This window comes from Variovorax sp. W2I14 (assembly GCF_050435205.1).
Taxonomy (GTDB): Bacteria; Pseudomonadota; Gammaproteobacteria; order Burkholderiales; family Burkholderiaceae_C; genus Variovorax; species Variovorax paradoxus_C.
Map to the genome: position 1 here is coordinate 1,122,564 of NZ_JBNDJX010000001.1, position 25,466 is coordinate 1,148,029.

Annotated in this window: 23 protein-coding genes; 13 read left to right on the forward strand and 10 right to left on the reverse strand. The window is 65.9% G+C overall.

Annotated elements, in window-relative coordinates; genetic code table 11:
• The first annotated feature begins 10 nt into the window (after positions 1-10).
• The 13 genes from tssM (at position 11) to QF040_RS05365 (ending at position 16,262) form a co-directional block, all read left to right on the forward strand.
• Complete coding sequence (gene tssM / locus QF040_RS05305) at positions 11-4,009, forward strand: type VI secretion system membrane subunit TssM (RefSeq protein WP_429610122.1); 3,999 nt, start codon at positions 11-13, stop codon at positions 4,007-4,009.
• A 12-nt stretch (positions 4,010-4,021) separates the two neighbouring features.
• Positions 4,022-4,738 carry a TagF domain-containing protein gene (locus QF040_RS05310; RefSeq protein ID WP_429610123.1) on the forward strand — a complete coding sequence of 239 codons (717 nt, stop codon included), beginning with the start codon at positions 4,022-4,024 and terminating at the stop codon, positions 4,736-4,738.
• Positions 4,739-4,854: 116 nt separating this feature from the next.
• Positions 4,855-5,829, forward strand: a complete 975-nt coding sequence (locus QF040_RS05315; RefSeq protein WP_429610124.1) for a TagK domain-containing protein — start codon at positions 4,855-4,857, stop codon at positions 5,827-5,829.
• Between the two features lie 32 nt (positions 5,830-5,861).
• On the forward strand, positions 5,862-6,965 hold the full coding sequence (gene tssG / locus QF040_RS05320; RefSeq protein WP_429614617.1) for a type VI secretion system baseplate subunit TssG: 1,104 nt from the start codon (positions 5,862-5,864) through the stop codon (positions 6,963-6,965).
• 18 nt (positions 6,966-6,983) lie between these two features.
• Complete coding sequence (locus tag QF040_RS05325; protein ID WP_429610125.1) at positions 6,984-7,970, forward strand: ImpA family type VI secretion system protein; 987 nt, start codon at positions 6,984-6,986, stop codon at positions 7,968-7,970.
• Between the two features lie 11 nt (positions 7,971-7,981).
• The gene (locus tag QF040_RS05330) at positions 7,982-8,596 is read left to right on the forward strand and encodes a hypothetical protein (RefSeq protein ID WP_429610126.1); all 615 of its coding nucleotides are present in this window, start codon (positions 7,982-7,984) and stop codon (positions 8,594-8,596) included.
• 134 nt (positions 8,597-8,730) lie between these two features.
• Positions 8,731-9,090: an ATP-dependent Clp protease adapter ClpS gene (clpS, locus tag QF040_RS05335; RefSeq protein WP_013541678.1), complete on the forward strand. Its 360-nt coding sequence runs from the start codon at positions 8,731-8,733 to the stop codon at positions 9,088-9,090.
• Between the two features lie 67 nt (positions 9,091-9,157).
• Positions 9,158-11,479 (forward strand): ATP-dependent Clp protease ATP-binding subunit ClpA, encoded by a 2,322-nt coding sequence (gene clpA / locus QF040_RS05340; protein WP_042578228.1) that lies wholly within the window; start codon positions 9,158-9,160, stop codon positions 11,477-11,479.
• Between the two features lie 125 nt (positions 11,480-11,604).
• The gene (cls, locus tag QF040_RS05345; protein ID WP_429610127.1) at positions 11,605-13,050 is read left to right on the forward strand and encodes a cardiolipin synthase; all 1,446 of its coding nucleotides are present in this window, start codon (positions 11,605-11,607) and stop codon (positions 13,048-13,050) included.
• Positions 13,051-14,490, forward strand: coding sequence for an exodeoxyribonuclease I (sbcB, locus tag QF040_RS05350; protein WP_429610128.1), 1,440 nt, complete (start codon positions 13,051-13,053; stop codon positions 14,488-14,490).
• Positions 14,491-14,510: 20 nt separating this feature from the next.
• Positions 14,511-15,248, forward strand: a complete 738-nt coding sequence (locus QF040_RS05355) for a CatB-related O-acetyltransferase (protein ID WP_429610129.1) — start codon at positions 14,511-14,513, stop codon at positions 15,246-15,248.
• A 17-nt stretch (positions 15,249-15,265) separates the two neighbouring features.
• Positions 15,266-15,703: a DUF3574 domain-containing protein gene (locus QF040_RS05360; RefSeq protein ID WP_429610130.1), complete on the forward strand. Its 438-nt coding sequence runs from the start codon at positions 15,266-15,268 to the stop codon at positions 15,701-15,703.
• 19 nt (positions 15,704-15,722) lie between these two features.
• Positions 15,723-16,262: a GNAT family N-acetyltransferase gene (locus tag QF040_RS05365; protein WP_429610131.1), complete on the forward strand. Its 540-nt coding sequence runs from the start codon at positions 15,723-15,725 to the stop codon at positions 16,260-16,262.
• A 3-nt stretch (positions 16,263-16,265) separates the two neighbouring features.
• Here QF040_RS05365 and QF040_RS05370 read toward each other — a convergent pair whose 3' ends face one another.
• From QF040_RS05370 to upp, 10 genes are all read right to left on the reverse strand, one after another.
• Positions 16,266-16,670 (reverse strand): GFA family protein, encoded by a 405-nt coding sequence (locus QF040_RS05370; RefSeq protein WP_429610132.1) that lies wholly within the window; start codon positions 16,668-16,670, stop codon positions 16,266-16,268.
• Between the two features lie 22 nt (positions 16,671-16,692).
• Complete coding sequence (locus tag QF040_RS05375; protein WP_429610133.1) at positions 16,693-17,196, reverse strand: GNAT family N-acetyltransferase; 504 nt, start codon at positions 17,194-17,196, stop codon at positions 16,693-16,695.
• A 4-nt stretch (positions 17,197-17,200) separates the two neighbouring features.
• Positions 17,201-18,481: an amidohydrolase family protein gene (locus QF040_RS05380; RefSeq protein WP_429610134.1), complete on the reverse strand. Its 1,281-nt coding sequence runs from the start codon at positions 18,479-18,481 to the stop codon at positions 17,201-17,203.
• Positions 18,482-18,507: 26 nt separating this feature from the next.
• On the reverse strand, positions 18,508-18,966 hold the full coding sequence (locus QF040_RS05385; protein WP_429610135.1) for a hypothetical protein: 459 nt from the start codon (positions 18,964-18,966) through the stop codon (positions 18,508-18,510).
• A gap of 1 nt (position 18,967) precedes the next feature.
• Positions 18,968-19,891: an ABC transporter permease gene (locus tag QF040_RS05390; protein WP_013541667.1), complete on the reverse strand. Its 924-nt coding sequence runs from the start codon at positions 19,889-19,891 to the stop codon at positions 18,968-18,970.
• The gene (locus tag QF040_RS05395; RefSeq protein WP_307644950.1) at positions 19,892-20,956 is read right to left on the reverse strand and encodes an ABC transporter permease; all 1,065 of its coding nucleotides are present in this window, start codon (positions 20,954-20,956) and stop codon (positions 19,892-19,894) included.
• Positions 20,956-22,530, reverse strand: coding sequence for an ABC transporter ATP-binding protein (locus QF040_RS05400; protein ID WP_429610136.1), 1,575 nt, complete (start codon positions 22,528-22,530; stop codon positions 20,956-20,958). The genes QF040_RS05395 and QF040_RS05400 overlap by 1 nt, the downstream gene beginning before the upstream one ends.
• A 136-nt stretch (positions 22,531-22,666) precedes the next feature.
• Positions 22,667-23,614, reverse strand: coding sequence for a 5'-methylthioadenosine/S-adenosylhomocysteine nucleosidase (locus tag QF040_RS05405; RefSeq protein ID WP_429614618.1), 948 nt, complete (start codon positions 23,612-23,614; stop codon positions 22,667-22,669).
• Between the two features lie 8 nt (positions 23,615-23,622).
• Positions 23,623-24,624, reverse strand: coding sequence for a BMP family protein (locus tag QF040_RS05410; RefSeq protein WP_429610137.1), 1,002 nt, complete (start codon positions 24,622-24,624; stop codon positions 23,623-23,625).
• Between the two features lie 189 nt (positions 24,625-24,813).
• Positions 24,814-25,443 (reverse strand): uracil phosphoribosyltransferase, encoded by a 630-nt coding sequence (gene upp, locus QF040_RS05415; protein WP_013541661.1) that lies wholly within the window; start codon positions 25,441-25,443, stop codon positions 24,814-24,816.
• Between the last annotated feature and the right edge of the window lie 23 nt (positions 25,444-25,466).

Sequence of the window (25,466 nt, forward strand, 5' to 3'; positions counted from 1 at the left end):
GGAGTCACTCATGCAATACCTCAAACAGTTCCTGGCGTTTCTTTTTTCCCGGCAGATGCTGGCCTTCGTCGCCATGGTGCTGCTGGCATTGGCGATCTGGTTCGTCGGTCCGTTGCTTGCCGTGGATGGACTGCGCCCGCTGGCTTCGGTCGACGTGCGCGTGGCTTTCATCGTGTTGCTGCTGGTGCTTGGCATCCTCTGGCTCGTTTCGGGGCCGTACAGCCTCGTCGGGGTGGCCGCGCTGTGCCTCTTGCTTTGGCAGGCGGGGCCTTTGCTGGACATCGGTGCGGCAAAGCCGCTCGCATCGGTCGGCGTGCGTGTGGCGATCATTGGCGCGATCCTGCTGCTGTATGCGTTGTACTGGCTCTATCGCTTCTGGCAGGCCCTGCGCAACAACGAGGACCTGCTAGCAAAGGTCCTGAGCTTCGGAAAGGATGCGGGCAAGGACGAGACGGCCAAGGAAGAGATCAAGACGGTCACCGCCGCAGTCCAACGCGCCTTGGCGCAACTCAAGGGCCTGCGCGGTCGCGGTGGATTGCGTCGCTTGTTCGAAGGCAATCGCCACCTGTACGAACTGCCCTGGTACATGGTCATCGGTAGCGCCGGTGCGGGGAAAACCACGGCGTTGCTCAATGCGGGGCTGCAGTTTCCCCTGGCCCGCCAGATGGGCAATGCGTCGAAGCGCGTGGTGTTCAAGTCGGAGGGCGGCACCATGCATTGCGACTGGTGGTTTGCCAACGAGGCCGTGTTCATCGACACAGCAGGCCGCTACACCACGCAGGAGCGCAATCCCACGACCGATCCGATCGAGTGGCGCGCTTTCCTCGGCCTGCTCCGCAAGCACCGCACGCGTGCGCCGCTCAACGGCGTGATCGTCACGCTCGATGCAGCCGAGTTGTTGACCATGACCGAGATGGAGCGCGCCGAGCATGCAAGCCTGGTGCACGACCGCCTGACCGATCTGCGTCAGGAGTTGGGCATTCGTTTCCCCGTGTACGTGGTCGTCACGAAGATGGATCTGTTGCGTGGGTTCAGCGAATACTTTCAATCGCTCACCGGCGAAGGGCGCATGCAGGCCTGGGGCTTCGCGCTGCCATTCCACGGCATGAAAAACACACGGGCCGGCGTGCAGGTCCGGGACACCCTCCGCACGCAGGTGGACGCGGAGCTTGCATTGCTCAACGACCGGTTGGCCGATGGGCTTCGTGCGAGACTGAATGAGGAGTTCGACGTCGAACGTCGCAAGCGTCTGTTCGCATTGCCCAAGGAACTGGCCGCATTGGCTGTGCCGCTGGTGCCGATGCTGGACCAGATCTTTCTTGTCTCGCGTTTCGACAGGACCCAGTTGCACGACACGCTGCGCGGCGTGTACTTCACGAGCGGTGCGCAATCCCATGCAGAGGTGCCCGCCGACCACCAGACGCTGGTCCAGCGACTGCAGCGCAGCCTCGGCCTGTCGCCATCTTCGAATCTGCAGGCCGCGGGCACGTCGCCCGAACAGGGGCAGCAAGGATTCTTTCTCCAGGACCTGCTGACCAAGGTCATCATCCCGGAGGCTCACCTGGTGAGGCCCAATCTGCGCTGGGAGTTTCGGTTCCGGCTGTTGCGTCTGATGGGACACGCCCTGGCGCTCGTGATCTTCATCTGGCTGGCCGGTGCGCTGGCCGTGAGCTTCGGCAACAACCGCCGATACCTGGACACCGTCAGCCAGCGTACCGATGTGCTTGCCGGACAGGTGAGCGCGCTGCTCGGCAGCTTCAAGCCGTCTGGCGTGCCGGATGTACTGAACGGCGCACGCGAGTTGCCCGGCTATGCGGAGCTGGACATCGACAGCCCGCCGGGCAGCTTTCGCTATGGCCTGTACAGCGTGCCGCCAGTGCTTGCAGTGGCCGCCGACACCTATGCCCAACTGCAGGATCACACCTTGCTGCCGACCATCCTGCAGCGCATGGAGGCCGTACTGACGCAGAGCATGAAGGACGGCGATGCCAAGATCGCCTATGAAACCCTGCGCGTCTACAAGCTCCTGCACGACAAGGACCGGTACATGAAGGGAGGTGCCCGGGATGTCCGCAACTGGGTTCTCAAGGACTGGGAGCGCACCGACAGTGCCGCCGCCTTCGGCGGACGCGCTTCGATGACAGGCCATGCCATGGCACTTTTCTCCGGTGAACGTCCGGTGCAGTCGGCATCGCTGCCCAACGAGGCGCTCGTGCGTGCTGTGCAGGACTTCCTGAACAGCAACACCTCGACGCAACGCGTCTACGAACGCGCCAAGGCGGCAATGCTGCGCGAGGCGCCCCAGGAATTCACATTGGTCCGGGCGGTCGGGCCGCAAGCAGGCACCGTATTTTCCCGTGCCGGCGGCCTGCCTCTCGAGAAAGGGGTGCCGGGCCTTTTCACTTACGACGGGTACCACGACGTCTTCAGCAAGCGCTTGCCGGAATTCGTCGGGCAGGCCATTGACGACGACGCATGGGTGATGGGGCGCAATGCCTCGGCTGTGCTCGATGCCGCTGCCCGCAAATTGCAGAACGATCCGTTCCTCGACGACATCCGTCGCCAGTACCTGAGCGAATATGCCCAGCACTGGGAAGCCTTTCTCGAATCGATTCGCACGGTCGGAGGCGGCGACACCACCGGCACCAGCCTGGGTTTCGACCTGAGCGTGTTGCGCCAGTTCGCCGCGCCCGACTCGCCCCTGGCGCGGCTGGCGCGTGCGGCGGCGCGCGAGACCACGCTGTCGCGTCCACTGGTCGTGCGCGTCCAGGAGGAAAAGGGGTTTCTCGACAAGGCTTCCGATGAACTGAGCAAGCAGACGAGCGCGATCGGCAGGAATCTCGGCATCCGTGCGGAGGAGCGACTCGAAAAGGAAATCGTCGACAACCGCTTTGCGGCGCTGCGCGAAGTGGTGACGGGCCAGCCGGACATCGGTGCTGCAAGCGCTGGAGCCACCGGCGCCAAGCCGGGGCTCGAAACCATCTCAGGCCTTGTCAACGAGTTCTATACCCTGCTGGTCGTGGCCGATACGGCGCTGACGGCAGGCAGCCTGCCGCCCGGAGGCTCCGAAGTTGGTGCGCGGTTGAAGCTGGAGGCCGGAAAACTCCCGGCGCCGTTTCGCGAGGTGCTGACCGCGTTGGCCACGAGCGGCGGCGACAAGGTGGCGCTCGGTTCCACCGGCATCCTGCGCAACCAGGCCCAGCAGCAACTCGACCGCATCATGGGCCTGATGGCGATGCAGGTCAGCGAACCATGCAAGCGTGGCGTGGAAGGGCGCTATCCGCTGGCCGAGGTGGCGCAGGACGCATCGATCGAAGACTTCACGTTGGTCTTCGCCGCGAGCGGTGCCGCGGACGAGTTCTTCAACAAATACCTGGCTTCCTACGTCGATACCAGCGCGCGCCCATGGCGCTACAAGGACCCGAATGTGGCCCAGGCCGTTGCCGGTGCCGAGGGCGTAGCCGGCGGAGTGGCGCCGGCCCCCGCGACCCCGGGGCCGACATTGCTTGGCGAACTGCTCAAGCTGCTGGCCCAGAGCGGGCCGAACCTCGATGCCTTCTACCGCGCCCAGCAGATACGCGACCTTTTCTTCCGCGATGCGGGCGGCAAGAAACTGGCCTGGAAGATGGACCTCCGGGTGCTCGAACTGGAGCCCAGCATCACTGATCTGGTCATCGACATCGACGGGCAGGGCCAGCGCTACATCCATGGCCCGGTGCAGGCGTTTACCGTTCACTGGCCGGGGCCGCGTGGCGGTGCAATGGCGGAGATCACGGCCAATCCGCGCATCTCGGGCCCCACCTCGACCCTTCTGGCCAGCGGTCCATGGGCGTTGTTCCGATTGCTTGAAAAGGGCCGCATCGTGAACACGGCGACGCCGGGGCGGCTGAGCGTCGAATATTCATTCGACGGTCGCAAGGCGTTGATCGACATCAACTCGGGCAGCCAGCCCAACCCGCTCAACAGCGATGTGCTCAAGGGCTTCCGCTGCCCGGGTCGAGCGGCATGAAGTCCTGATTCCATGCTCGCAAGACTGATTGCTCCCTGGCGCATACCTCCACCGGCTATCTGGGGCAGGCTGCGGGGCCACACGGACCTCGTATGCAGCGGCGTGCGGCAGGGTGAAGCGGAGGCGTGGACGCAATGGCTCGCGACGCACGGCCTTGATGCGGACATCGGGGCCACTGCGAGGGTCATGTCGGTGCCGGTGGCTTTTGCGCTGCCGCCCGGCACCTTGCCGTTCGCGCGGCAACGGTTTGTGCTTGGCGTGATTGCGCTGTCCGTAGACAGGGAAGGGCGATCTCATCCCCTGGTGATCTATCAGCAGGAGTCGCCGCGCCAGGCCATGCGGCATTTCGAGGCGCAACTTCGTCAGCCGCTCGATTGGCAGTTCTGGCTTGCGCGCGCCGTCGCTCGCCAGGCATGCATCGGGCTTGCCGATATTCATGCCCTGGAGACCACGTTGCGTGCGCTGCGCGCGGAGAGCCGCGAGTTGGAAAAGAACTTCTCCGTACAGCGCGTTCGCTGGATGCAAGCCCTGCTCGATCAGCGAACGGGTCCGGCCCCTCGCAACGATCCCGCGGCCGCATTGCATGGCGTCCGCCATCTTCCTTGGGCCGATTGGCCGCACCGCCTGCAAGGCGCGAGTGCCGAGAGCGCGTTCTGGCAACAGGACGCCAATGGCCGGTTCATCGGTGCAGCCCACAAGCTGAAAAGACTGTGGAGCGCCTCGCCGTGAACACTGGCAGTCTTTACGCGGGGAACACCCATGTGGCTCCTTTGGTTCTTCGCCTCACCCATAGCGGCGGCGAGGCGCGAAATGAAACCATGTCGATTCCACCGGCAGGCGCAGGCATGGCCAACATCCTCCAGCCATGTGCCGAGCACCACGGCGTGGGCACGGGAGGCGTCGCCAATCTGTGCCGCATTGCCTGGTGCGGGGAAGCGGAGGGATGGCAATTGAGCAATGGCAGCTACACGCTGATGTGCGCACGCAACGGCAAGCGAGTTCGGGCAGGCGCGGTGGTGCCTGTCGCGGTGGGCGATACGCTCGAACTGGGGCTGCTGCGCTTCGTGCTGGAGCAGGGGACGCAAGAAGTTCGACAAGCGCCTGAACCAATGCCAGGGGCCCTCGAAACGCAAGCGATCCAGTTGGCCGTGCCTGAAGACCGGACCATTGGGACGGCACCGCCACAAACCTTCGATCTGCGCGACCTCAATAGCCAGGGCAGTGACAACGGCCGGCGAATCGATCCTCTGGCAGACCCTTTCGGCGTGCTCGACATCTCGGGTGCAAGGTCTCGCCCTGCCGCAGACACCTTGGCTGCACTGCTTGACGAAAGACCGCGACTCGAAGCGCGGGCCGCGCCTTCCGCCGGGCCACCGCTCGATGCCGGACCTGCAAGTGTCCTGCTGGATGAGTTGCACGAGGAATTCGTGCGCGTGGTCCAGGATCCCGGCCAACTCGCTGGCCGCACTCCCTGGGAGGGCTTCGTGGCTTTCGGCACCGAGGCAGCCCCCACGTTGGAAGAGTTGAGCAGGCAGGCCGAGACGTATCCCTTGCTGCGTGACATCCTGCTGCCGCGCGAAGGCATCGACCAGGTCATCGAGGCGTTCGAACCGCTCGCGAGATCGGGGCTCCTCGATGTGGAGCCCTCGCAGGAGCTACTGGGCATGTTTGCGCCGGAGCTCGCCCGCGAGGCCAAGGTCCCGCTGCCCAGCCTGACGCGGCGCGAGCACCACGACCTCTCGCCGGACAGCCATATCCGGATCGGATCAGCCGGCGCAGGTGCCAGCCATGGCGGCAACGATCGCGAGAGCGTTCTGTGAAGGAGTTGCCTGCAAGACCCGCGCTGCAGGAGATGTTCGTGCGATTGCGCGACGCGCCGTGGAAGTTCGGTTTCTTCGCTGTATTGCGGCGCATCGGTGCCGCTTGCTCGTCACAGCCTCCAATAGGGCTTGCCAGCCGGCCACAACAGGAGTCCTTCCGATTGGGACAGGCGGCGGCATTGATATTCGCACCGCGCGAAATCGCCGGCGCGGCGCTGCCGGGCGAGCAGCAACCAGCCTTTCCGGGAGCGGCGCTGCCACGCTCGGGAAACAACCCGAACGTCCCTACGGTGCGCGTGTACGGTCTGGGCCTGCTGGGTCCCAACGGACCACTTCCGTTGCATTACACGGAGCTGATCCGCGACCGTGTCGAGAACTACAACGACAGCACATTGGCGGATTTCCTGGACCTTTTCCACCACCGCTACCTGACGCACATGTACCGCGCATGGGCGCAGAGCCAGGCTGCGGCGGGGCTGGACCGTGCTGAGGACGAGGCCTTCAGTCGCTACGTAGCTCGCCTCACGGGGCATGACCCGCTGGAGATCCGCGACTCGGCATTGCCAACGCATGCGCGCCTCGCGGCCTCGACGCACCTGACCCGGGAGGCACGCAACCCCGACGGATTGGCTGCCACGCTGGCTCGTTTCTTCGCGGTGCCCGTGCAGCTCCAGGAGTTCGTGCTGCATTGGATTCGCATTGACGACGAAGACCAGTGCCTGCTGGGCCAGGCCCGCGCGTCCAGCGTCATGGCAGTGGGGGCGATTGCGGGGGAGGTCGTGGCCGATCGGCAGAACAAGTTCCGGCTGGTGATCGGTCCATTGACGCTCGACCAGTACCTGCGCTTCACCCCCCACGGGCGAGATCTCCCGTTGCTCGTCGAATGGGTTCGGGGCTTCATCGGCCACGAGTTTGTCTGGGAGGTCGAGCTGCGCCTGCGCAACGACAGCACGCCGCCCGCCCAGCTCGACGATTCGGAAAAGCTCGGGTGGTCCACATGGCTCGGCGGTTCGAAGGGCCAGGCTGCGCAAGTCGTCGGCTTCACCGTGGGAATGGTGTTCGAGCCGGAGCAATACATCAGCTCGCGCCATCGCAGCGATACCCAAGCCACCCAGGCCACCCAGGCCGTTCATTGACTTTTTTCCCCGCCATCCATGACCTACGTTGACAGCCCCCTCGTGCCAGCCGTCGAGCTCCGGCCCTTGAACGCCAGCGATCCTTGCGGCCCCAGCCTCGAATACGACGCGGAGTACGCCGTGCTGCTCTCGCGCATGTCACCGCGCGGCGATGCGCAATACGGGCAGTTCGTCGGAACGCCGGAAGCGCCGAACTGGGCCGAGATCGAGCGTGATTGCCGTCGCCTGCTGCTGCGGACCCGGGACATCAACCTCTTCGTCTGGCTGTGCCGGGCACGCACAAGGGTGGCGCAGGCCGCGGGGCTTGCGCAGTCGTTGGCAGTGCTGTCCGAGGTGCTGGAGCGCTGGCCCGATGCGGTACATCCGCAGCTCGTCGTCGAGGGGGAGTCCGATCCGGCCGTGCGCGCCAACGCCCTGGCGGCGCTGGCGGACCCCGATGGATTGCTGGGCGATGTGCGGGAGATCGTTGTCGCGGCCAATGCCGTGAGGCATTTGACGGTGCGCGAAATCGAGCGTGCGTGGTCGGTACCGCGACTGTCCGACGCGCCAAGTCCTGAATCGGTCGCCCAGCAACTCGGCCAACTGCGTCTGGCTGCGAATGGAGATGCCGATGCGCCGGTGAACCTGTTGTCGCAGGCACTGCGGGCAACCCGGCAGATCGCTGACTGGGCAGTACGCCAACTGGGTGGGGACGCGCCTTCGCTCCAGGCGCTGATCGATCTCCTGAAACCATTCGACGAAATCGTCGCGATCCACCGCGCCGAGCCCGTCTCATCTCGCGAAGGCGTCCCGCACCCGAGTGTTTCCGGTCTCGTTCCACGCGACGACGTGCTTCAGGCGATTCGCAGCGCGCGCCAGTGGTTCGAAAACCACGAACCCAGCAGCCCGGTGGCGGTGTTGCTCAAGCAGGCCGAGCGCATGGTCGGCCAGCGTTTCGCGCTGGTGGCCAATGCCATTCCGCTCGATCTGTTGCAGAAATGGGATTCAGAGGGGGAACGTGTTTGATGAGGCTTGAGATGCAGATCTGCTTTCTGTTGGCTTGCATCGTCCTGGGAGCGCTCGGCGCGGGTTTGGGCGCCTGGGTCTTTTCGCAGACGGCTCGCGCGCAGTTGAAGGCACAGCGGCGGGCCTTCGAACTCGCCAGCGAGAAAGTCCAGAGGGACTTGCAGCAGGCCTTGCTGTGCGTGCCGCAATGGGTCCAGAAGGCAGCTCGGATCGAATTGGAGCTTCTGGGGCGGCAGCACACGGAGCGCCACAGGGAGCTGCTGCGCGAACAGAAGCGCTGGCAGGCGGAACAGGAAGATCAGAGGCAAGCCGAATGGCGCGCGCTGCTGCTTGAGCCTGTTACTACTCCCAGGCCCACCACGCCTCCGAAGCCGAACGCGGGGCAGCCATCGGGTCATGAGCCGGGAAAAAAATCTGCACCTGTGCCACCCCCGACTCCTGCAGATGCGCATGAAGCAACGAGCGTCCACCGGCCGCAGCCGGTGCCTGTCGCTGTGGCAGAGGAGCTCGAAAGAGAGCTCACCGACGAAGAAATCGACGCATTGCCGCCCGATTTACCGCCTCCGGTCCGGTCGCGAGGCAGAAAAATCTCAGCGCCAAATAAGCCAATCCTGCGCAATATCTGAGCAGGTCGGCAATTCGCCGATTTATTTCGTGCCCGTGCTGTCGTGCGCGGCGCAAGGCCCTTGATTTGTCGAATATGCGCCACCAAGTCTTCTCGCGTCGGCACGGTGCTTGCACGCTCTATAGAATCTTTTTCATGGCAACGAGAATTCCCAAGACTCCCCCAACCCCTCCGGCCCAAAAACCGGCCGGGGATGACGGAGATTCGGTCGTTCTGGAGCGCCGGCCGCAGAAAACTGCGCCGCCCCAGATGTACCAGGTGGTCATGCTGAATGATGACTACACCCCCATGGAGTTCGTGATCGTGGTGCTGCAGGAATACTTCAGCAAAGACCGCGAAACCGCGACGCAGATCATGTTGAAGATCCACCTCGATGGCCGCGGCGTCTGTGGGGTTTATTCCCGCGACATGGCAGCCACTAAAGTGAATCAGGTCATGGAGGCCGCGCAGCAGGCTGGGCACCCGCTGCAATGTGTCAGTGAGCCAGTTGCGTGAACCTGTTGAATTGCGCAAGCTCCAACCCATCTGAGTACTTATTTACAGCAAGGCAAAAGGAAATCACATGATTGCCCAGGAACTGGAAGTCAGCTTGCACATGGCCTTCGTCGAGGCCCGGCAGCAGCGCCACGAGTTCATCACCGTGGAGCATCTGCTGCTCGCTTTGCTGGACAACCCGAGCGCCGCAGAGGTTCTGCGCGCCTGCTCGGCGAACGTCGACGACCTTCGGGCGTCGCTCACCAACTTCATCAAGGACAACACGCCGCAAGTGGCGGGTACCGACGATGTAGACACCCAGCCCACGCTGGGTTTCCAGCGCGTGATCCAGCGCGCCATCATGCATGTGCAGTCCACCGGCAACGGCAAGAAGGAAGTCACCGGCGCCAACGTGCTGGTCGCGATCTTCGGTGAGAAGGACTCGCACGCCGTCTATTACCTCCACCAGCAGGGCGTGACCCGCCTCGACGTGGTGAACTTCATTGCCCACGGCATCAAGAAGAGCGATCCGCCCGAAGCCGTCAAGGGCAGCGGCGAAGCGCCTCAAGGTGAAGGCGAGGAGGGCGGCGGCGAGCGAAACGAGAAGGCATCGCCGCTCGAGCAGTTCACCCAAAACCTCAACCAGCTCGCCAAGGACGGGAAGATCGATCCGCTGATCGGCCGCGAATACGAGGTCGAGCGCGTCATCCAGATCCTGTGCCGCCGGCGCAAGAACAACCCGCTGCTCGTGGGCGAGGCCGGTGTCGGCAAGACCGCGATTGCGGAAGGCCTGGCATGGCGCATCACCCAGGGTGATGTGCCCGAGATTCTCGCGGAGGCGCAGGTCTACTCGCTCGACATGGGCGCATTGCTGGCCGGCACCAAGTACCGCGGCGATTTCGAGCAGCGCCTGAAGGGCGTGCTCAAGTCGCTGAAGGACAAGCCGAACGCGGTGCTCTTCATCGACGAAATCCACACGCTGATCGGTGCGGGCGCAGCTTCGGGCGGCACGCTCGATGCGTCGAACCTGTTGAAGCCCGCGCTCTCGAGCGGCCAGCTCAAGTGCATCGGTGCGACCACCTTCACCGAATACCGCGGCATCTTCGAGAAGGACGCGGCCCTGTCGCGCCGTTTCCAGAAGGTCGACGTGGTCGAGCCGTCGGTGCAGGAAACCGTCGATATCCTCAAGGGCCTGAAGTCGCGCTTCGAGGAACACCACGGCGTGAAGTACGCGGTGGCGGCCCTGCAGGCTGCGGCCGAGCTGAGTGCCAAGTACATCAATGACCGTCACTTGCCCGACAAGGCGATCGACGTCATCGACGAAGCCGGTGCCGCCCAGCGCATCCTGCCGCCGAGCAAGCGCAAGAAGACCATCAGCAAGACCGAAGTCGAGGAAATCGTCGCGAAGATCGCGCGCATTCCCCCGGCCAACGTCAGCAACGACGACCGCAGCAAGCTGCAGACGATCGAGCGCGACTTGAAGAGCGTGGTGTTCGGTCAGGACAAGGCACTCGAAGTGCTGGCCTCCGCGGTCAAGATGGCGCGTTCGGGCCTGGGCAAGGGCGACAAGCCGATCGGCTCGTTCCTGTTCTCCGGTCCCACGGGCGTCGGCAAGACCGAAGCGGCCAAGCAACTTGCCTACATCATGGGCATCGAGCTGATCCGCTTCGACATGTCGGAGTACATGGAGCGCCACGCGGTGAGTCGCCTGATCGGCGCGCCTCCGGGCTACGTTGGTTTCGACCAGGGCGGTCTGTTGACCGAAGCCGTCACGAAGAAGCCGCATTCGGTGCTGCTGCTCGACGAAATCGAGAAGGCGCATCCGGACATCTTCAACGTGCTGCTGCAGGTCATGGACCATGGCACGCTGACCGACAACAACGGGCGCAAGGCCGACTTCCGCAACGTCATCATCATCATGACGACCAATGCGGGTGCCGAGACCATGAACAAGGCGACCATCGGCTTCACCAACCCGCGTCAGGCAGGCGACGAAATGGGCGACATCAAGCGCCTGTTCTCGCCCGAATTCCGCAACCGGTTGGATGCCATCGTCAACTTCAAGGCGCTGGACGAGAACATCATCCTGCGCGTGGTCGACAAGTTCCTGCTGCAGCTCGAAACGCAGCTGGCCGAGAAGAAGGTGGAAGTCACCTTCAGCGACAAGCTGCGCAAGCACCTGGCGAAGAAGGGCTTCGATCCGCTGATGGGCGCGCGTCCGATGCAGCGTCTGATCCAGGACACGATCCGTCGTGCACTGGCCGACGAACTGCTGTTCGGTCGCCTGACCGACGGTGGACGCCTCGAAGTCGACCTCGACGACAAGGACGAAGTGCTGCTGGACATCCAGCCGCTGCCGAAGAAGGAAGGCAAGTCCAAGCCTGAGGCCGAAGAGGCCGCCGCAGGCTAACCAACCGGGCATTCCGTGGCCAATGAGGCCGCGGAACCGCCTCCAAAGGCCGGTAGCATCGCGCTGCCGGCCTTTTTCTTTGCGCGGCCCGAACCCCGCACGCTCAACCGCTCGCACTTTCCGCCTTGATCCTCCCCGTCCTCAGCCCCGAATGGAAAACCGGCCTCTCCCTCGCGTGGAGCGGCTACATCGCCGTGCTGTCGATCTGGATCGTGATGCAGAAGCGCGCGCCGGTGTCCACGATGAGCTGGATCCTGTCGCTCGCGCTGCTGCCGTTCGCGGGCTTCGTCATCTACTACTTCCTTGGCCCGCAGCGCCTTCGCAAACAGCGCATCAAGCGGTTGCGCAGCCGCGCCGGAGCGTCGGCGCAGGCTGATGTCGCCCGGTTGCGCGATGCGGCGGAGAACGCACCGCCGGCGCTGCAGCAGATGGCGCGGCTGGGCACCGCGGCTTGCGGGTTGCCGGTGTCGAGCGCGTCCGACGTTGAATTGCTCTCGGGCGGGGCGCGCACCTTCGACGCCATCTTCGATGCGGTACGCGCGGCGAAGGACCACATCCATCTCGAGTACTACATCTTCGAGCCCGACAAGATCGGCACCGCGTTGCGCGACCTGCTGGTCGAGCGCGCGAACGAGGGCGTGACCGTGCGCCTGCTGCTCGACGCGCTCGGCTCCAAGCGCGTCGGACGCAAGTTCATGGCGCCGATGCTGGAGGCGGGCGTGAAGGTCGCGCTGTTTCACGACACCAAGATCGGCCGGCGCCTGCGCCCGGTGACCAACTACCGCACCCACCGAAAGATCGTGGTGTGCGACGGCCGCGTGGGTTTCACCGGCGGCGTGAACATCACCGACGAGGAAGACAAGCGCACCAACCCCGACGCGTACCACGACGTGCACCTGCGCATCGAGGGCAGCGCGGTGCGCTGGCTGCAGACCACCTTCCTCGAAGACTGGACCTATGCCACCGGCGAAGACCCGCGCGGCATGGACGACGCGATGGCCGCGATGCTGCCGCAACTGGATGCCGGCGACATCCCGGTGCAGATCGTGACGAGCGGTCCCGACAACATGCTCGAGCCCATCCACCGCATGCATGTGGAGGCGATCCATTCGGCCACGCACCGTGCCTGGCTCACCACGCCTTACTTCGTGCCCGGCGAGCCCGCGCTGATGGCGCTCACGAGCGCCGCGCTTCGCGGTGTCGACGTGCGCCTGCTCGTGCCGCGCCGCAGCGACTCGGCCATTGTGAGCGCCGCCGCACGCTCGTACTTCGACGAGCTGATCGCCGCGGGCGTCAAGGTCTGGGAGTACAAGGCGCGGATGCTGCACTCCAAGACCTTGGTGGTGGACGACCATTGCGCGATGATCGGCACCGCCAATTTCGACAACCGCAGCTTCCGGCTCAACTTCGAGGTCAGCGCGGTGGTCTATGGCCCCGAACTGACCAAGCCGCTTGCGGCGCAGTTCGAGACCGACCTGCACAGCTCCGGCGCGGTGCGCGCCAACCGGCCACAGAATTTCTGGCGTCGCCTCGGCGATTCCATTGCGCGCTTGTTTTCACCCTTGCTCTGAATGAACCACACCTTTCTCTGGCACGACTACGAAACCTTCGGCGCCGTGCCGCGTCGCGACCGCCCCTCGCAGTTCGCCGCCATCCGCACCGATGCCGAGCTGAACGAGGTCGGCGAGCCGCTGATGATCTATTGCAAGCCCGCGCCGGACTACCTGCCCAGCCCCGAGGCCTGTCTCATCACCGGCATCACGCCGCAGGTGTGCCTTGAGCGCGGCATCCCCGAGCACGATTTCGCCGCGCAGATCGAGCGTGCGTTCTCGCAGCCCGGCACCATCGGCGTGGGCTACAACACGATCCGCTTCGATGACGAGGTGACGCGCTTCCTCTTCTGGCGCAACCTGATCGATCCGTACGCGCGCGAGTGGCAGAACGATTGCGGCCGCTGGGACCTGCTCGATGTGGTGCGCCTCACGTACGCGCTGCGCCCCGATGGCATCCAGTGGCCGAAGAAGGAGGACGGCAAGCCCAGCTTCAAGCTCGAAGACCTGGCGCGCGCCAACGGCCTGCTGCACGAGTCGGCGCACGATGCGCTCTCCGACGTACGCGCGACCATCGCACTGGCCCGGCTCATCCGCGACAAGCAGCCCAAGCTGTTCGACTTTGCATTCGGCCTGCACAAGAAGGACCGCGTGGCGAGCGAGCTCGGCTTGCCCGCGATGCGTGAAACCGCGAAGCCCTTCCTGCATGTCTCAGGCATGTTCTCAGTGGAGCGCGGCTGTATCGCCGTGATGTGGCCGCTCGCGAGCCATCCGACCAACAAGAACGAGTTGCTTGCCTGGGACCTCGCCCACGATCCGAGCGAGCTGCGCGACCTCGATGTCGAAACGCTGCGCCTGCGGCTCTTCACCCGCACCGCCGACCTGCCCGAAGGCGTGCTGCGCTTGCCTGTGAAGGGCATCCATCTCAACAAGTCGCCAATGGTGGTCGGCAACCTGCGCACGCTCGCACCACCGATGGCCGAGCGCTGGGGCATCGACCTCGACACTGCGATGCGTCACGCCGCCATCGCACGCGACCTGCCCGACATGAGCGCGATCTGGTCGCAGGTGTACGCGCGGCCGAAGGAGGCCACGCCGGATGTCGATGAAGACCTCTACGGCGGCTTCGTCGGCAACGCCGACCGTCGGCGCCTGAATCAGTTGCGTGGTCTTTCCGCCGGCGAGCTGGCCAAGGACCGCACCGGTTTCGACGATGGCCGCCTCGAAGAGATCGTGTTCCGCTACCGCGCTCGCAACTGGCCCGAATCGCTCGCGCCCGAAGAGACCGAACGCTGGGAGGCGCTGCGCGTGGCGCGCCTGTTCCACGGAGAGGGCGGGGCGCGCACCATCGAGCAGCTGTTCAGCGAAGTGGATGCGCTGTCCGAAACGGCGGACGAACGCGGCGAAGAGATTCTCGGCGCGCTCTACGAATACGCCGAAGCCATTGCGCCCGAAGCCTGAACATTCACGCACACCCGCCCATGGACAAGAACCTCACCATCACTCCCGAGCTTTCCACGGGCCTGGAGGAACACGGGTTGTTCCTTTCGGTGGGTGTCCAGCTGTCGATACCGTTCCGCTTCGAGACGCCGGTGCGCATCTGGCATGCGGTGCGCGTCATCGGCGGGTCGCTGGGCGCGTACACCACGCTCTCGCCGGGCGCTGCGCTCAACGCGGTGCATGTGGGGCGTTACTGCTCGATCGGCGACGGCGTGCAGGTGCTGTCGGACCACCCGTCCGACTGGTTGACCACGCACATGCTGAGCTTCGCGCCGAATTTTCCCGAGCCGTACCGGCATCAACCGGTCGGCGGGTTCTGGTCGCATTCGAGCGTGAACATCGGGCATGACGTGTGGATCGGCTCGCGCGTGAGCATCCGCGGCGGCGTGACCATCGGCGATGGCGCGGTGATCGGCGCCGGGGCCATCGTGACCAAGGACGTTGCGCCTTTCACCATCGTCGGCGGCGTGCCGGCGCGGGTGATTCGCCAGCGCTTTCCGGATGCGCTCATCGAACGCATCCGGGCCTGCCCGTGGTGGGACTGGGACCTGCGCGCCCTGGCGCTCGACTGGCAGCACCCGGAAGAAGCCCAGACCGTGCTCGAAGCCGCCATCGCCGAGGGGCGCGTGCAGCGGTGGGAGCCGGGATGGCGGCTGCTCGATTTCGGTACGCCGGAAAAAGAAGGGGCGCCTGCGCCGCTCCTCTTTCGACCAGGCTGATCGCGAGGGCGAACGCCATGACAAGTATTTCCCGCGCCCGATTGGCATTCGCGGCCGTCATGATCGGCGCGCTCGCAGGCTGCGGCGCCATGCCTTCCACATCGACGGCCGGCAAGGCCTGCGGCCCCGGCTTCGACGCCTTCGAGCGCGACACGCTCTTCTTCGGCCGTGCCATACCGGCCGGCGGGCAGGTGTCGGATGCGCAGTGGGCCGGCTTCCTCGACACCATCGTGACCCCCGCGTTCCCGCAAGGGCTCACGGTGCTCGACGCCGTCGGCCAATGGCGCGGTGCCTCGGGCGGCGTGGTGCGCGAGCCTTCCAAGCTCGTCGTGCTGCTGCATCCGCGCAACGCAAAGGACGCCGCCGCCATCGCCAACATCATCGACACGTACCGCAAGAATTTCGGCCAGGAGGCCGTGCTGCAGGAAAGGCAATCCGTCTGTGTCCGCTTTTGAAGATCCTGAAGAAAACACAGTGAAGGACAGCAACATCGTCCGCCGCCTGACAGCCGCGGATGCCGCCGCTTGTCGCGCCGTGATGCTCGATGCCTACGCCACGCATCCCAGTGCCTTCACCTCCACGGTCGGCGAGCGCGGAAGCCTGCCACTGAGCTGGTGGGAGAAGCGCCTGGGCGCCGAGGCGGATGCGTCGAGCGTGGTCTTCGGTGCGTTCGACGACAAGGGCGCGCTGGTCGGTGCCGCGGGCCTGAGCTTCGAGGACCGCGAGCGCGCGCGCCACAAGGCCACGCTGTTCGGCATGTCGGTGATGGCGTCGGCGCGCCGCGCGGGCTTCGGCCGCCGGCTGGTGGAGGCCGTGCTCGACCACGCGCGCGCACACGGCGGGTTGCGGCTCGTGCAGCTCACGGTGACCGAGGGCAATGCGCCCGCGCAGACGTTGTACGAAAGCTGCGGCTTCCAGGTCTTCGGCGTCGAGCCGATGGCCATTGCGCTCGATGGCGCGCTGCTGGCCAAGGTGCACATGTGGTGCGACCTCGAAGGGGCAGGGCGCGGATGAACTCTATTGAGTCGGCTGGGCTGGCAGCCCGCTGAGGTCCTGCGACCAGCCGAGTGCCGATCGGCACCACTGTTGCCTCTGCGGCGGCAATCGGTCGCGCTCCGCGATGCTGCCGATGCGCAGCGAGTAGGCGGGCGGCGGATCGATGTCGGGGCTCGAAGCGATCGGCGTTCCGCAGTGCGCGCAGAAGCTCTGGCGGCGGCGCGTTCCGCTTTCGGCGGTCTTCACGTAGACCTTGGGCTCGCCAGTCAGCAGGTGGAAGTTTTCGGCCGGCACGGGCGCAGACACGCGATAGGCCGTTCCGGAGAGCACCTGGCAATCGGCGCAGTTGCAGAGGCTCACCTTGTCGGGATCGACTTCGGCCTCGTAGGTGATCTGGCCGCAATGGCAGCTGCCGTGGACTTTCATGTTGTTTGTCTCCAGGGATGATTCATCGGGTTCGCACCATCATCAGGGCCGGACCATCGGGCGTGGCCACTTCGCCCTGTTCATGAAAACCGGCGCGCAGGTAGCTGCGGATCGCGCGGTGATTGGTCGGTGAAGGATCGGTCTGCACCTTCGTCACCGCCGGGTCCTCGAACAACTGGTCCACGAATGCGCGGACCATCGCACTGCCGAGGCCGCGGTTCAACTGTTCGGCATGCGCGAGGAATTGGTCGATGCCGCGCGCACCCGAATCGCGCTCGTCCTCCCACCAGCCGTCGCCCGACCCCATGACGACGTAGGACTGGATGTAGCCGATGGGCGCCTCGTCCAGCAGGGCAATGTAGGCGCGGTCGGTCGATTCCGGCGACAGCATCGGCGCGTAGTCTTCATCGACCTCCGCCTGCGAAGGCGCGGGGCCCCACCACTCGGTCACATGCGGCCGGCCCAGCCATTCGCGCAGCAGTGGCAGGTCGGACGCCTGCATCGGCCGGAACGCGAGGCCCTGCATGGACTCAGGCCTTGGGATTCATCCAACTGGTCGCCTGCACCCGCCCCGGCACATGCAGCGTCGCCGTGGCCGTCGGCGTTTCCGCCAGCAGCTTCCCCTTGCGGAACACCTTGAGCCGCGTCGCGCGCAGACGGATCGCCTCGACCGCGTCGCGCGCCTGCAGCAGAACGAAGCTCGCATCGCAGCCCGCTTCGATGCCGTAGCCCTGCAGGTGCATCACGCGCGCGGCGTTCGTCGTCACCGCCTCGAAGCATTGGCGGATGCCGGCTTGGCTCGTCATCTGCGCGACGTGCAGGCCCATGTGCGCCACTTCGAGCATGTCGCCCGAGCCCATCCCGTACCAGGGGTCCATCACGCAGTCGTGGCCGAACGCGACGTTCACGCCGGCGGCCATCAGCTCGGGCACGCGCGTCATGCCGCGGCGCTTGGGATACGTGTCGTGGCGGCCCTGCAGCGTGATGTTGATGAGCGGATTGGCGATGACCGCCACGCCGCTCTGCGCGATGAGCGGCAGCAGCTTGCTCACGTAGTAGTTGTCCATCGAATGCATCGAGGTGCAGTGCGAGCCCGTCACGCGGCCCTGCAGGCCCAGGCGCTGCGCTTCGAAGGCCAGCGTCTCGATGTGGCGCGAGAGCGGATCGTCCGATTCGTCGCAGTGCATGTCGATGAGCTTGCCGCGCTCGGCGGCCAGCTCGCACAGCAGCTTCACGCTCGCGGCGCCGTCGGCCATGGTGCGCTCGAAATGCGGAATGCCGCCAACCACGTCCACGCCCTTGTCGAGCGCGCGCGTGAGGTTCTCGACGCCGCCTTCGGAACGCAGCACGCCGTCCTGCGGAAAGGCGACGAGCTGCAGATCGATGTAGGGCGCGACCTGGCGCTTGACCTCCAGCAGCGCATCGACCGCGAGCAGGCTCGCATCACTGGTGTCCACATGCGTGCGGATGGCCAGCAGGCCTTTCGCCACGGCCCAGTCGCAATACGCCAGTGCGCGTTCGATCAACGCATCGGCGGTGAGCAGCGGCTTGAGTTCGCCCCACAACGCAATGCCTTCGAGCAGCGTGCCGCTTTCGTTGACGCGCGGCAGGCCGTAGCTCAGCGTGGCGTCCATGTGGAAGTGCGGGTCGACGAAATGCGGCGCGAGGAGCATGCCTTGTGCATCGAGCTTCTCGTGCGCCGAGGCATCCAGGCCTTCGGTGACCTCGGCGATGCGGCCGTCCTGCACGGCGATCGACATGCCGGTGCGGCCGTCGGGGAGGGTGGCGTTGGTGATGAGGAGGTCGAGCATCGTGGAAGTTCCTGGACTGTCTGGGTTCAACGCGTGCGCTGCGCCCGATAGCGATACTGGCCTGCCGCAGGCCCGACCTCGATCGTCACCCGCCGCAGCTTGTCGTCATGTCCGGAAGCCGCCTTCGCCGTCACCACGATGCCGCGCGGCGAGGCGCGGCAGGTGAGGTCGGTGAGTGCGATCTCGGCGTGGTCGTTGTCGAGTTCGGCGATCGCCACCGTGTGCTCGGCATGCAGGCCGCCGTTGGCATCGCGCGCCATCCACTGCACATAGAGGAACGACTGCGCGTACTGGTCCGCGTGGACCACGCGGTAGGTGCCCTGGGGGGCCTTGCCCTTCCCCCAGGTGCCGCACAGCTGCACCCAGCTGACCGCATCGGGCGTCTTGAAGGTGTCGTAGCTGTAGTCGCTGCCCAATGCCTGGGCGCCGGTGCTGCCGAAAGCCAGCAGCGTGGCGAGCAGGGTTGCAGCGGTCGTCTTCATCATCTCAACGTTCCCCTTTGCGGTACGGCTTCATGAGCGCCTGCGGATAGCTCGCCTTGCGCGCCACCAGCACCAGCGCGAGGATCGACAGCAGGTACGGCAGCATCAGGTAGAGCTGGTAGGGCAGCACGGCGTCGCCCGATTGTTGCAGCCGCAGTTGCAGTGCGTCGAAGAAGGCGAACAGCAGCGCGCCGAGCAGGGCCTTGCCGGGCCGCCATGATGCGAACACTACCAGCGCCACGCAGATCCAGCCGCGGCCGTTCACCATGTTGAAGAAGAAGGCGTTGAAGGCCGAGAGCGTGAGGAACGAGCCCGCCATGCCCATCAACGCCGAGCCCGCGACGATCGCACCCGTGCGCGTGGCCGCGACCGATACGCCCTGGCTCTCGGCCGCCTGCGGGTTCTCGCCGACCATGCGCAGCGCCAGGCCGAGCGGCGTGCGGTACAGCACCCAGCCGACCGCAGGCACGAGCAGCAATGCGAACAGCGTCAGTGCGGTCTGTGCATTGAGGATGGGCACGGGCAGCCAGTCCATCGGCGCGAAGGGCGTGATGGTCGGCGGCGTGTTCACCTTCGGAAAGCTCACGCGGTAGCCGAAGTAGCTGAGCGCGGTCGCGAGCAGCGTGATGCCGAGGCCCGAGACGTGCTGCGAGAGCGCAAGGCCCACGGTGAGAAAGGCATGCAGCAGTCCGAACACCATGCCCGTGAGCGCCGCCACGCCGACGCCGACCCACAGCGGCGCACCGGCATACACCGCGAGCCATCCGGTGAAGGCGCCCGCGACCATGATCCCTTCGATGCCCAGGTTGAGCACGCCCGCGCGTTCGCACAGCAGCACGCCCAGCGTGCCGAGGATGAGCGGGGTGGCGATGCGCAGCACCGCGACCCAGAAGGCGGGGTTGGCGAGGATGTCGAGGAGATCGGTCATTTATTTCGTCATCCGCACGCGGTATTGCGTCAGCAGCGTCGCCACCAGCACCGCGATCAGCGAGGCCGCGACGATCACGTCGGCGATGTAGGTCGGCACGCCCACCGCGCGGCTCATGGTGTCGGCGCCGACCAGCACGCCGGCCACGAAGACGCCCGCGGCGATCACGCCCAGGGGATGCAGGCCGGCGAGCATCGCGATCACGATGCCGGTGTAGCCGTAGCCCGGTGACATGTCGAGCGTGACGTAGCTCGTGCGGCCCGCCACCTCGATGGCGCCGGCGAGCCCGGCCAGCGCACCCGAGAGCAGCGCCACCATCACCACGGTGCGCGTGACCGGCACACCGGCGAACGCGGCGGCACGGGCATTCGCGCCCACTGCGCGGATGTCGAAACCCAGCACCGTGTACTTGAAGATCGCCCACACGATCACCGCGAGCGACACGGCCCAGAGCAACCCGGTGTGCACGCGCGTCTGGGCGATGAGCTTGCCCAGTTCGAGGTCGGACTGCAGCGACACGCTTTGCGGCCAGCCCATGGCGGTCGGGTCTTTCATCGGCCCGTCGAGCAGCGCGGAGACGCCGAGCAGCACGATGAAGTTGATCAGCAGCGTCGTGACGACCTCGTCCACGCCGAGCTTGTTCTTCATGAGCGCCGGGCCCAGCAGCAGCAGGGCGCCGGCAACGGCGGCGGCCAGCATCATCAGCGGGAACAGCACCCACGGCGAAAGCTCGAAGCCCGTGCCGCCATGCATGCCGCCCACGGCCACGGCGGCGAGGGCGCCGGCGAAGAGCTGCCCCTCCGCACCGATGTTGAAGAGCCGCGCCTTGAAAGCGACCGTCGCGGCCAGGCCGGTGAGGATCAGCGGGATCGCGCGCGTGAGCGTCTCGCTCCAGGCGAACACCGAGCCGAAGCCGCCCTGCAGCAGCAGCGCGTAGGTACGGCCGACCGGTGCGCCGGCCCAGAGAACCAGCAGCGCGCTCACCACCATGGTGAACACGACCGCACCGATGGGCGCCAGCACCAGCGCGGCGCGGGAGGTTTCGTGGCGTCGTTCGAGCCGCATCATGGCGCGCCTTTCGTGGCGCCGGCCATTGCGAGGCCGATGGCTTCGCGCGTCCACGCGGCGGCAGGGCGCGCTTCGCCGAGGTGACCGCCGTGCATCACCGCCACGCGGTCGCCGAGCGTGAGCACTTCGTCGAGGTCGTCGGAGATCACCAGCACCGCCGCGCCGGCATCGCGCGCGGCGATGAGCTGCTGCTGCACGTAGGCGACCGCGCCGATGTCCAGGCCCCAGGTCGGCTGGTGCGCAACGATCAGGCGCGGCGCGCGGTTCGGGTATTTCTTGTTGTCGATGTCTTCCACCTGTTCGGGTGCGAGCAGCGCGCGCCCCAGGATCAGCTTCTGCATGTTCCCGCCGGAGAGCGAGCGAGCCGGCGCCATGAGCCCGGCGCCGCGCACGTCGAATGCCTTTTCAATGCGCCGCGCGTGCAGGCGCGCAGCCGCTCGCCGCACGAACACCGACCAGCGCGAGAACACCGGGCTGCGCAATCGTTCGGACACTGCGTTCTCCCACACCGGCAGATCGCCCACCACGCCGACCGCATGCCGGTCTTCGGGAATGCGCGCCACGCCGCGCTGTACGAGCCGGGCGGGCGAGGGCGGCAGCGCGCGGCCCATCAGCTGCGCCGTGCCGGAGACGGCGCGGCGCGTGCCGCAGAGCAGTTCGGCCAGCGCGACCTGCCCGTTGCCCGATACGCCCGCGATGGCGGTGATTTCGCCGGCACGCAGCGTCAGCGACACCTCGCGCAGCCGGTCCTGCCCGCCGTCCTTTGCCGATGCGGTGCTCACGTGATCGAGCACGCAGACCGCATCGCCCACTGACTTCGCGGGACGCCGCTGCGGCGCCTCGACCGCATGGCCGACCATCCAGAGCGCAAGCTGCGCCTGCGTGGTGTCGGCGGTGCGCGCCTCGGCCACGAGCTTGCCGCCGCGCAGCACCGCGATGCGGTGCGACACGCGCAGCACCTCGCCCAGCTTGTGACTGATGAAGATCACCGACAGGCCCTGCGCCACCATCTGCGCGAGGGTGGCGAAGAGTGCCTCGCTCTCCTGCGGCGTCAGCACGGCGGTCGGCTCGTCCAGGATCAGGATGCGTGCGCCGCGATACAGCGCCTTGAGGATTTCCACGCGTTGCCGCTCGCCGACCGAGAGGCTGCCGATCTTCGCGTCGGGCTGCACCGGCAGTCCGAAGCGCTGCGCCACGTCGAGCAGCCGGGCACGCGCCGCGGCACGGCGCGACACCGGGCGCCACAGCGGCTCGGTGCCCATCAACACGTTGTCGAGCACGCTCAGGTTGTCGGCCAGCGTGAAGTGCTGGTGCACCATGCCCACGCCGGTGGCGAGCGCGGCCTTGGGGTTGCCCGGCGGCAGCGGCGCGCCGAACACCTCGATGCCGCCTTCGTCGGCGACGTAGTGGCCGAACAGGATGGACATCAATGTCGACTTGCCCGCGCCGTTCTCGCCGAGCAGCGCGAGCACTTCGCCGGCTTGCAGGTCGAGGGAGATGGCGTCGTTGGCGACGAGGGTGCCGAAGCGCTTGGTGATGCCTTGGAGGCGAAGAACGGTCGTGCTGGTCATGAAGGTCTTGCTCCTTCCCCTCCCGGGGGAAGGCTGGGATGGGGGCAAGCGGCGCTTGCTGCACCGCTGCGATCGATCGAAGGCCGCGTGCCCCCGCCCCAACCCTCCCCCGGAAGGGGAGGGAGAGGATGCAGGGTCACTTCCACGCAGCCAGGAACGCCAGCATCACCTTGGCCGAGTTGTCGGCCGCAATGCCCATGAAGGTGCCCATCTCGTTCTCGCCGCTGCCGCCGCCCGCGAGGTCGCTGAGCGAGCGGAAGGCGATGTACGGCACGCCGTTGCTGTAGGCCACCATGCCCACGGCCGCGGTTTCCATGTCGAGCACGTTGGCCTGGAAGGTCTTGAAGGTGTATTCGCGGAAGGCCTTGTTGTCCATGAAGGCCTGGCCCGAGACGCCGTTGCCGCCGATCACCAGTTGCGGCTTGCGCGCGAGGCACTTGCCGGCGCTGCAGTTCGCCAGGTCGACGGTGCGGATGCTGCGTGCCACCTCGAGCATCTTCGGATCGACCTCGAACCAGAACTTGCGCTCGATCTGCGGCTTGGCCGCCGAGCGGACCTCGACCGGGCGCGGATGCACCATTCCGAAGTTGGGGAACGTGGCGTCCTTGATGAAGGGCGGCGCGGTGTACTTGCCGGGCGCGGTTTCGCGCGCCATCAGCACTTCGAGGTACTGGCCCCACTGCGCGGGCACCGTCACGTCGCCGACGTGCAGCGACGGATTCACGCCACCCGCGATGCCGCTGAACACGATGCTGGTGACGCGAAAGCGGTTGAGCACGAGTTGCGTGTTCATCGTCGCGTTCGTCATGCTGATGCCCGAGAGGAACAGCACGACCGGCTTGCCTTCGAGCGTGCCGGTGGTGAACTCGACGCCGTTCACGCTGTGCTTGGCAGGCCCCTGCAGGCGCGCGAGCAGCAGCTTGAGTTCGGGCTCGAAGGCGGAGATCACCGCGATGCGCGGCGTGTCGTCCAGCCGCGTGCTGCTGTTGATGCTGACGCCGGTGCCCTTGTAGACGCCGACGCAGCCCGAGAGACCGAAGGCCAGCGCGCCGGCCGCGAGAAGGGTGCGCCAGCGCATCGTCATCTGTTTGCTCACTTTGCGGTGGACTTGGGTTGGCCGTCGTCCACCTTCACGGTGAACTTGCCCGAGAGGATGTCCGCCTGCCTGGCCTTCACCTTGGCAACGATGTCGGTCGGCACCTTCTTCTCGAAAGTGCCGAGCGGGGCGAGTTCCGAGCCCTTGTGCTTCATCTGCGAATAGACGCCGTAATCTTCGGCAGCGAACTTGCCTTCCTTCACGAGCTTGATTGCGCGGTCGGCCGAGGGTTCGAAGTTCCACAGGGCCGAGGCGACCACGGTGTCGGGGTACTGGCTCTGCGTGTCGATCACGTTGCCGATGGCAAGCTTGCCCTTTTCCTTGGCGGCATCCGACACGCCGAAGCGCTCGGCGTACATCACGTCGGCCCCCTTGTCGATCATCGCGAAGGCCGCTTCCTTGGCCTTGGGCGGATCGAACCAGCTGTTGATGAAGCTCACGCTGAACTCCACCTTCGGGTTCGTTTCCTTCGCGCCTGCCATGAAGGCGTTCATCAGGCGGTTGACTTCGGGAATCGGAAAGCCGCCGACCATGCCGATGCGGTTGCTCTTGGTCATGCCGCCCGCCACCATGCCGCTCAGGTAGGCCGGCTCCTGGATGTAGTTGTCGAACACGCTGAAATTGGGTGCCTGCGGCTTGAGCGACGAGCCCATCAAAAAGGCGACCTTCGGGAAGTCCTTCGCGACCTTGCGCGCCGCCGCTTCCACGCCGAACACCTCGCCCAGGATCAGCTGGTTGCCGCCGGTCGCGTACTCGCGCATCACGCGCTCGTAGTCGGCATTGCTCACGTTCTCTGTGGCCTTGTATTCGATTTCTCCACGCGCCTCGGCGGCCTTGAGCGCCTTGTGGATGCGGCCCACCCATTGCTGCTCGAAGGGCACGGTGTACACCGCCGCCACCTTGAGCTTGGCCTGCGCAAGCGCGATGCCCGGCGCACCGGCCGCGAGTGCCGCGGCGATGGCGGCGGAACGAATGATCAACTGACGGCGTGCTGTCACGGTCTTCTCCTCGGTCGTAAAAAATTCAAGTCCTGCAACCTCCGTGCCCACCCGGCCCCGGGGTCCTTCGCGAAACACCGCGGAACCGGCTTTGCCGGGCCGCTGGTGTTGCCCCCGGTAGGGGGAAGGAGAAGCGGACACGAAGTGCCGCACAGCCTGGGGGCGAGCCCTATTTTTCTGGGGGCGAGCCTATTTCGTGCCGAAGATGCGGTCGCCGGCGTCGCCGAGGCCAGGCAGGATGTAGCCGTGGCTGTTGAGTTCGCGGTCGATGGCCGCGGTGTAGATCGGCACATCCGGATGCGCCTTCTGCATCGTCGCCACGCCTTCGGGGCAGGTCAGCAGGCACACGAACTTGATCGACTTCGGGTTCAGCTCTTTCAACCGTTCGACCGCGGCCACCGCCGAGTTGCCGGTGGCCAGCATCGGGTCGACCACGATCACGTCGCGGTTCTCCATCTCGCCGGGCATCTTGAAGTAGTACTCGACGGCCGTGAGCGTCTTCGGGTCGCGGTACAGGCCGATATGGCCGACGCGGGCGCCCGGCACCACCGTGAGCATGCCGTCCAGGATGCCGGTGCCGGCGCGCAGGATCGACACCAGCACCAGCTTCTTGCCGTCGATGACCTTGGCCTGCATGGTCTCCAGCGGCGTCTCGACCTCGATGTCCTGCATCGGCATGTCGCGCGTGACCTCGTAGGCCATGAGCATGCTGATTTCATTGAGGAGCCGGCGGAAGCTGTTGGTGGACGCGTCCTTGCGGCGCATCAGCGTGAGCTTGTGCTGGACGAGGGGGTGGTCGACGAGGTGGACGTTGCTCATTGGAATTTTTTATGCCGTTGCTG

What these genes read in the sequence shown, in the direction of transcription:
- QF040_RS05310 (WP_429610123.1), top strand. Translation starts at nt 4,022, where the DNA reads ATGCTCGCAAGACTGATTGCTCCCTGGCGCATACCTCCACCGGCTATC.
- QF040_RS05360 (WP_429610130.1), top strand. Translation starts at nt 15,266, where the DNA reads ATGACAAGTATTTCCCGCGCCCGATTGGCATTCGCGGCCGTCATGATC.
- sbcB (WP_429610128.1), top strand. Translation starts at nt 13,051, where the DNA reads ATGAACCACACCTTTCTCTGGCACGACTACGAAACCTTCGGCGCCGTG.
- QF040_RS05395 (WP_307644950.1), bottom strand. Translation starts at nt 20,956, where the DNA reads ATGCGGCTCGAACGACGCCACGAAACCTCCCGCGCCGCGCTGGTGCTG.
- QF040_RS05400 (WP_429610136.1), bottom strand. Translation starts at nt 22,530, where the DNA reads ATGACCAGCACGACCGTTCTTCGCCTCCAAGGCATCACCAAGCGCTTC.
- clpS (WP_013541678.1), top strand. Translation starts at nt 8,731, where the DNA reads ATGGCAACGAGAATTCCCAAGACTCCCCCAACCCCTCCGGCCCAAAAA.
- QF040_RS05385 (WP_429610135.1), bottom strand. Translation starts at nt 18,966, where the DNA reads ATGATGAAGACGACCGCTGCAACCCTGCTCGCCACGCTGCTGGCTTTC.
- QF040_RS05370 (WP_429610132.1), bottom strand. Translation starts at nt 16,670, where the DNA reads ATGAAAGTCCACGGCAGCTGCCATTGCGGCCAGATCACCTACGAGGCC.
- QF040_RS05330 (WP_429610126.1), top strand. Translation starts at nt 7,982, where the DNA reads ATGCAGATCTGCTTTCTGTTGGCTTGCATCGTCCTGGGAGCGCTCGGC.
- QF040_RS05390 (WP_013541667.1), bottom strand. Translation starts at nt 19,891, where the DNA reads ATGACCGATCTCCTCGACATCCTCGCCAACCCCGCCTTCTGGGTCGCG.
- tssG (WP_429614617.1), top strand. Translation starts at nt 5,862, where the DNA reads ATGTTCGTGCGATTGCGCGACGCGCCGTGGAAGTTCGGTTTCTTCGCT.
- QF040_RS05405 (WP_429614618.1), bottom strand. Translation starts at nt 23,614, where the DNA reads ATGACGATGCGCTGGCGCACCCTTCTCGCGGCCGGCGCGCTGGCCTTC.
- upp (WP_013541661.1), bottom strand. Translation starts at nt 25,443, where the DNA reads ATGAGCAACGTCCACCTCGTCGACCACCCCCTCGTCCAGCACAAGCTC.
- QF040_RS05355 (WP_429610129.1), top strand. Translation starts at nt 14,511, where the DNA reads ATGGACAAGAACCTCACCATCACTCCCGAGCTTTCCACGGGCCTGGAG.
- QF040_RS05380 (WP_429610134.1), bottom strand. Translation starts at nt 18,481, where the DNA reads ATGCTCGACCTCCTCATCACCAACGCCACCCTCCCCGACGGCCGCACC.
- QF040_RS05315 (WP_429610124.1), top strand. Translation starts at nt 4,855, where the DNA reads ATGGCCAACATCCTCCAGCCATGTGCCGAGCACCACGGCGTGGGCACG.
- clpA (WP_042578228.1), top strand. Translation starts at nt 9,158, where the DNA reads ATGATTGCCCAGGAACTGGAAGTCAGCTTGCACATGGCCTTCGTCGAG.
- QF040_RS05325 (WP_429610125.1), top strand. Translation starts at nt 6,984, where the DNA reads ATGACCTACGTTGACAGCCCCCTCGTGCCAGCCGTCGAGCTCCGGCCC.
- QF040_RS05375 (WP_429610133.1), bottom strand. Translation starts at nt 17,196, where the DNA reads ATGCAGGGCCTCGCGTTCCGGCCGATGCAGGCGTCCGACCTGCCACTG.
- tssM (WP_429610122.1), top strand. Translation starts at nt 11, where the DNA reads ATGCAATACCTCAAACAGTTCCTGGCGTTTCTTTTTTCCCGGCAGATG.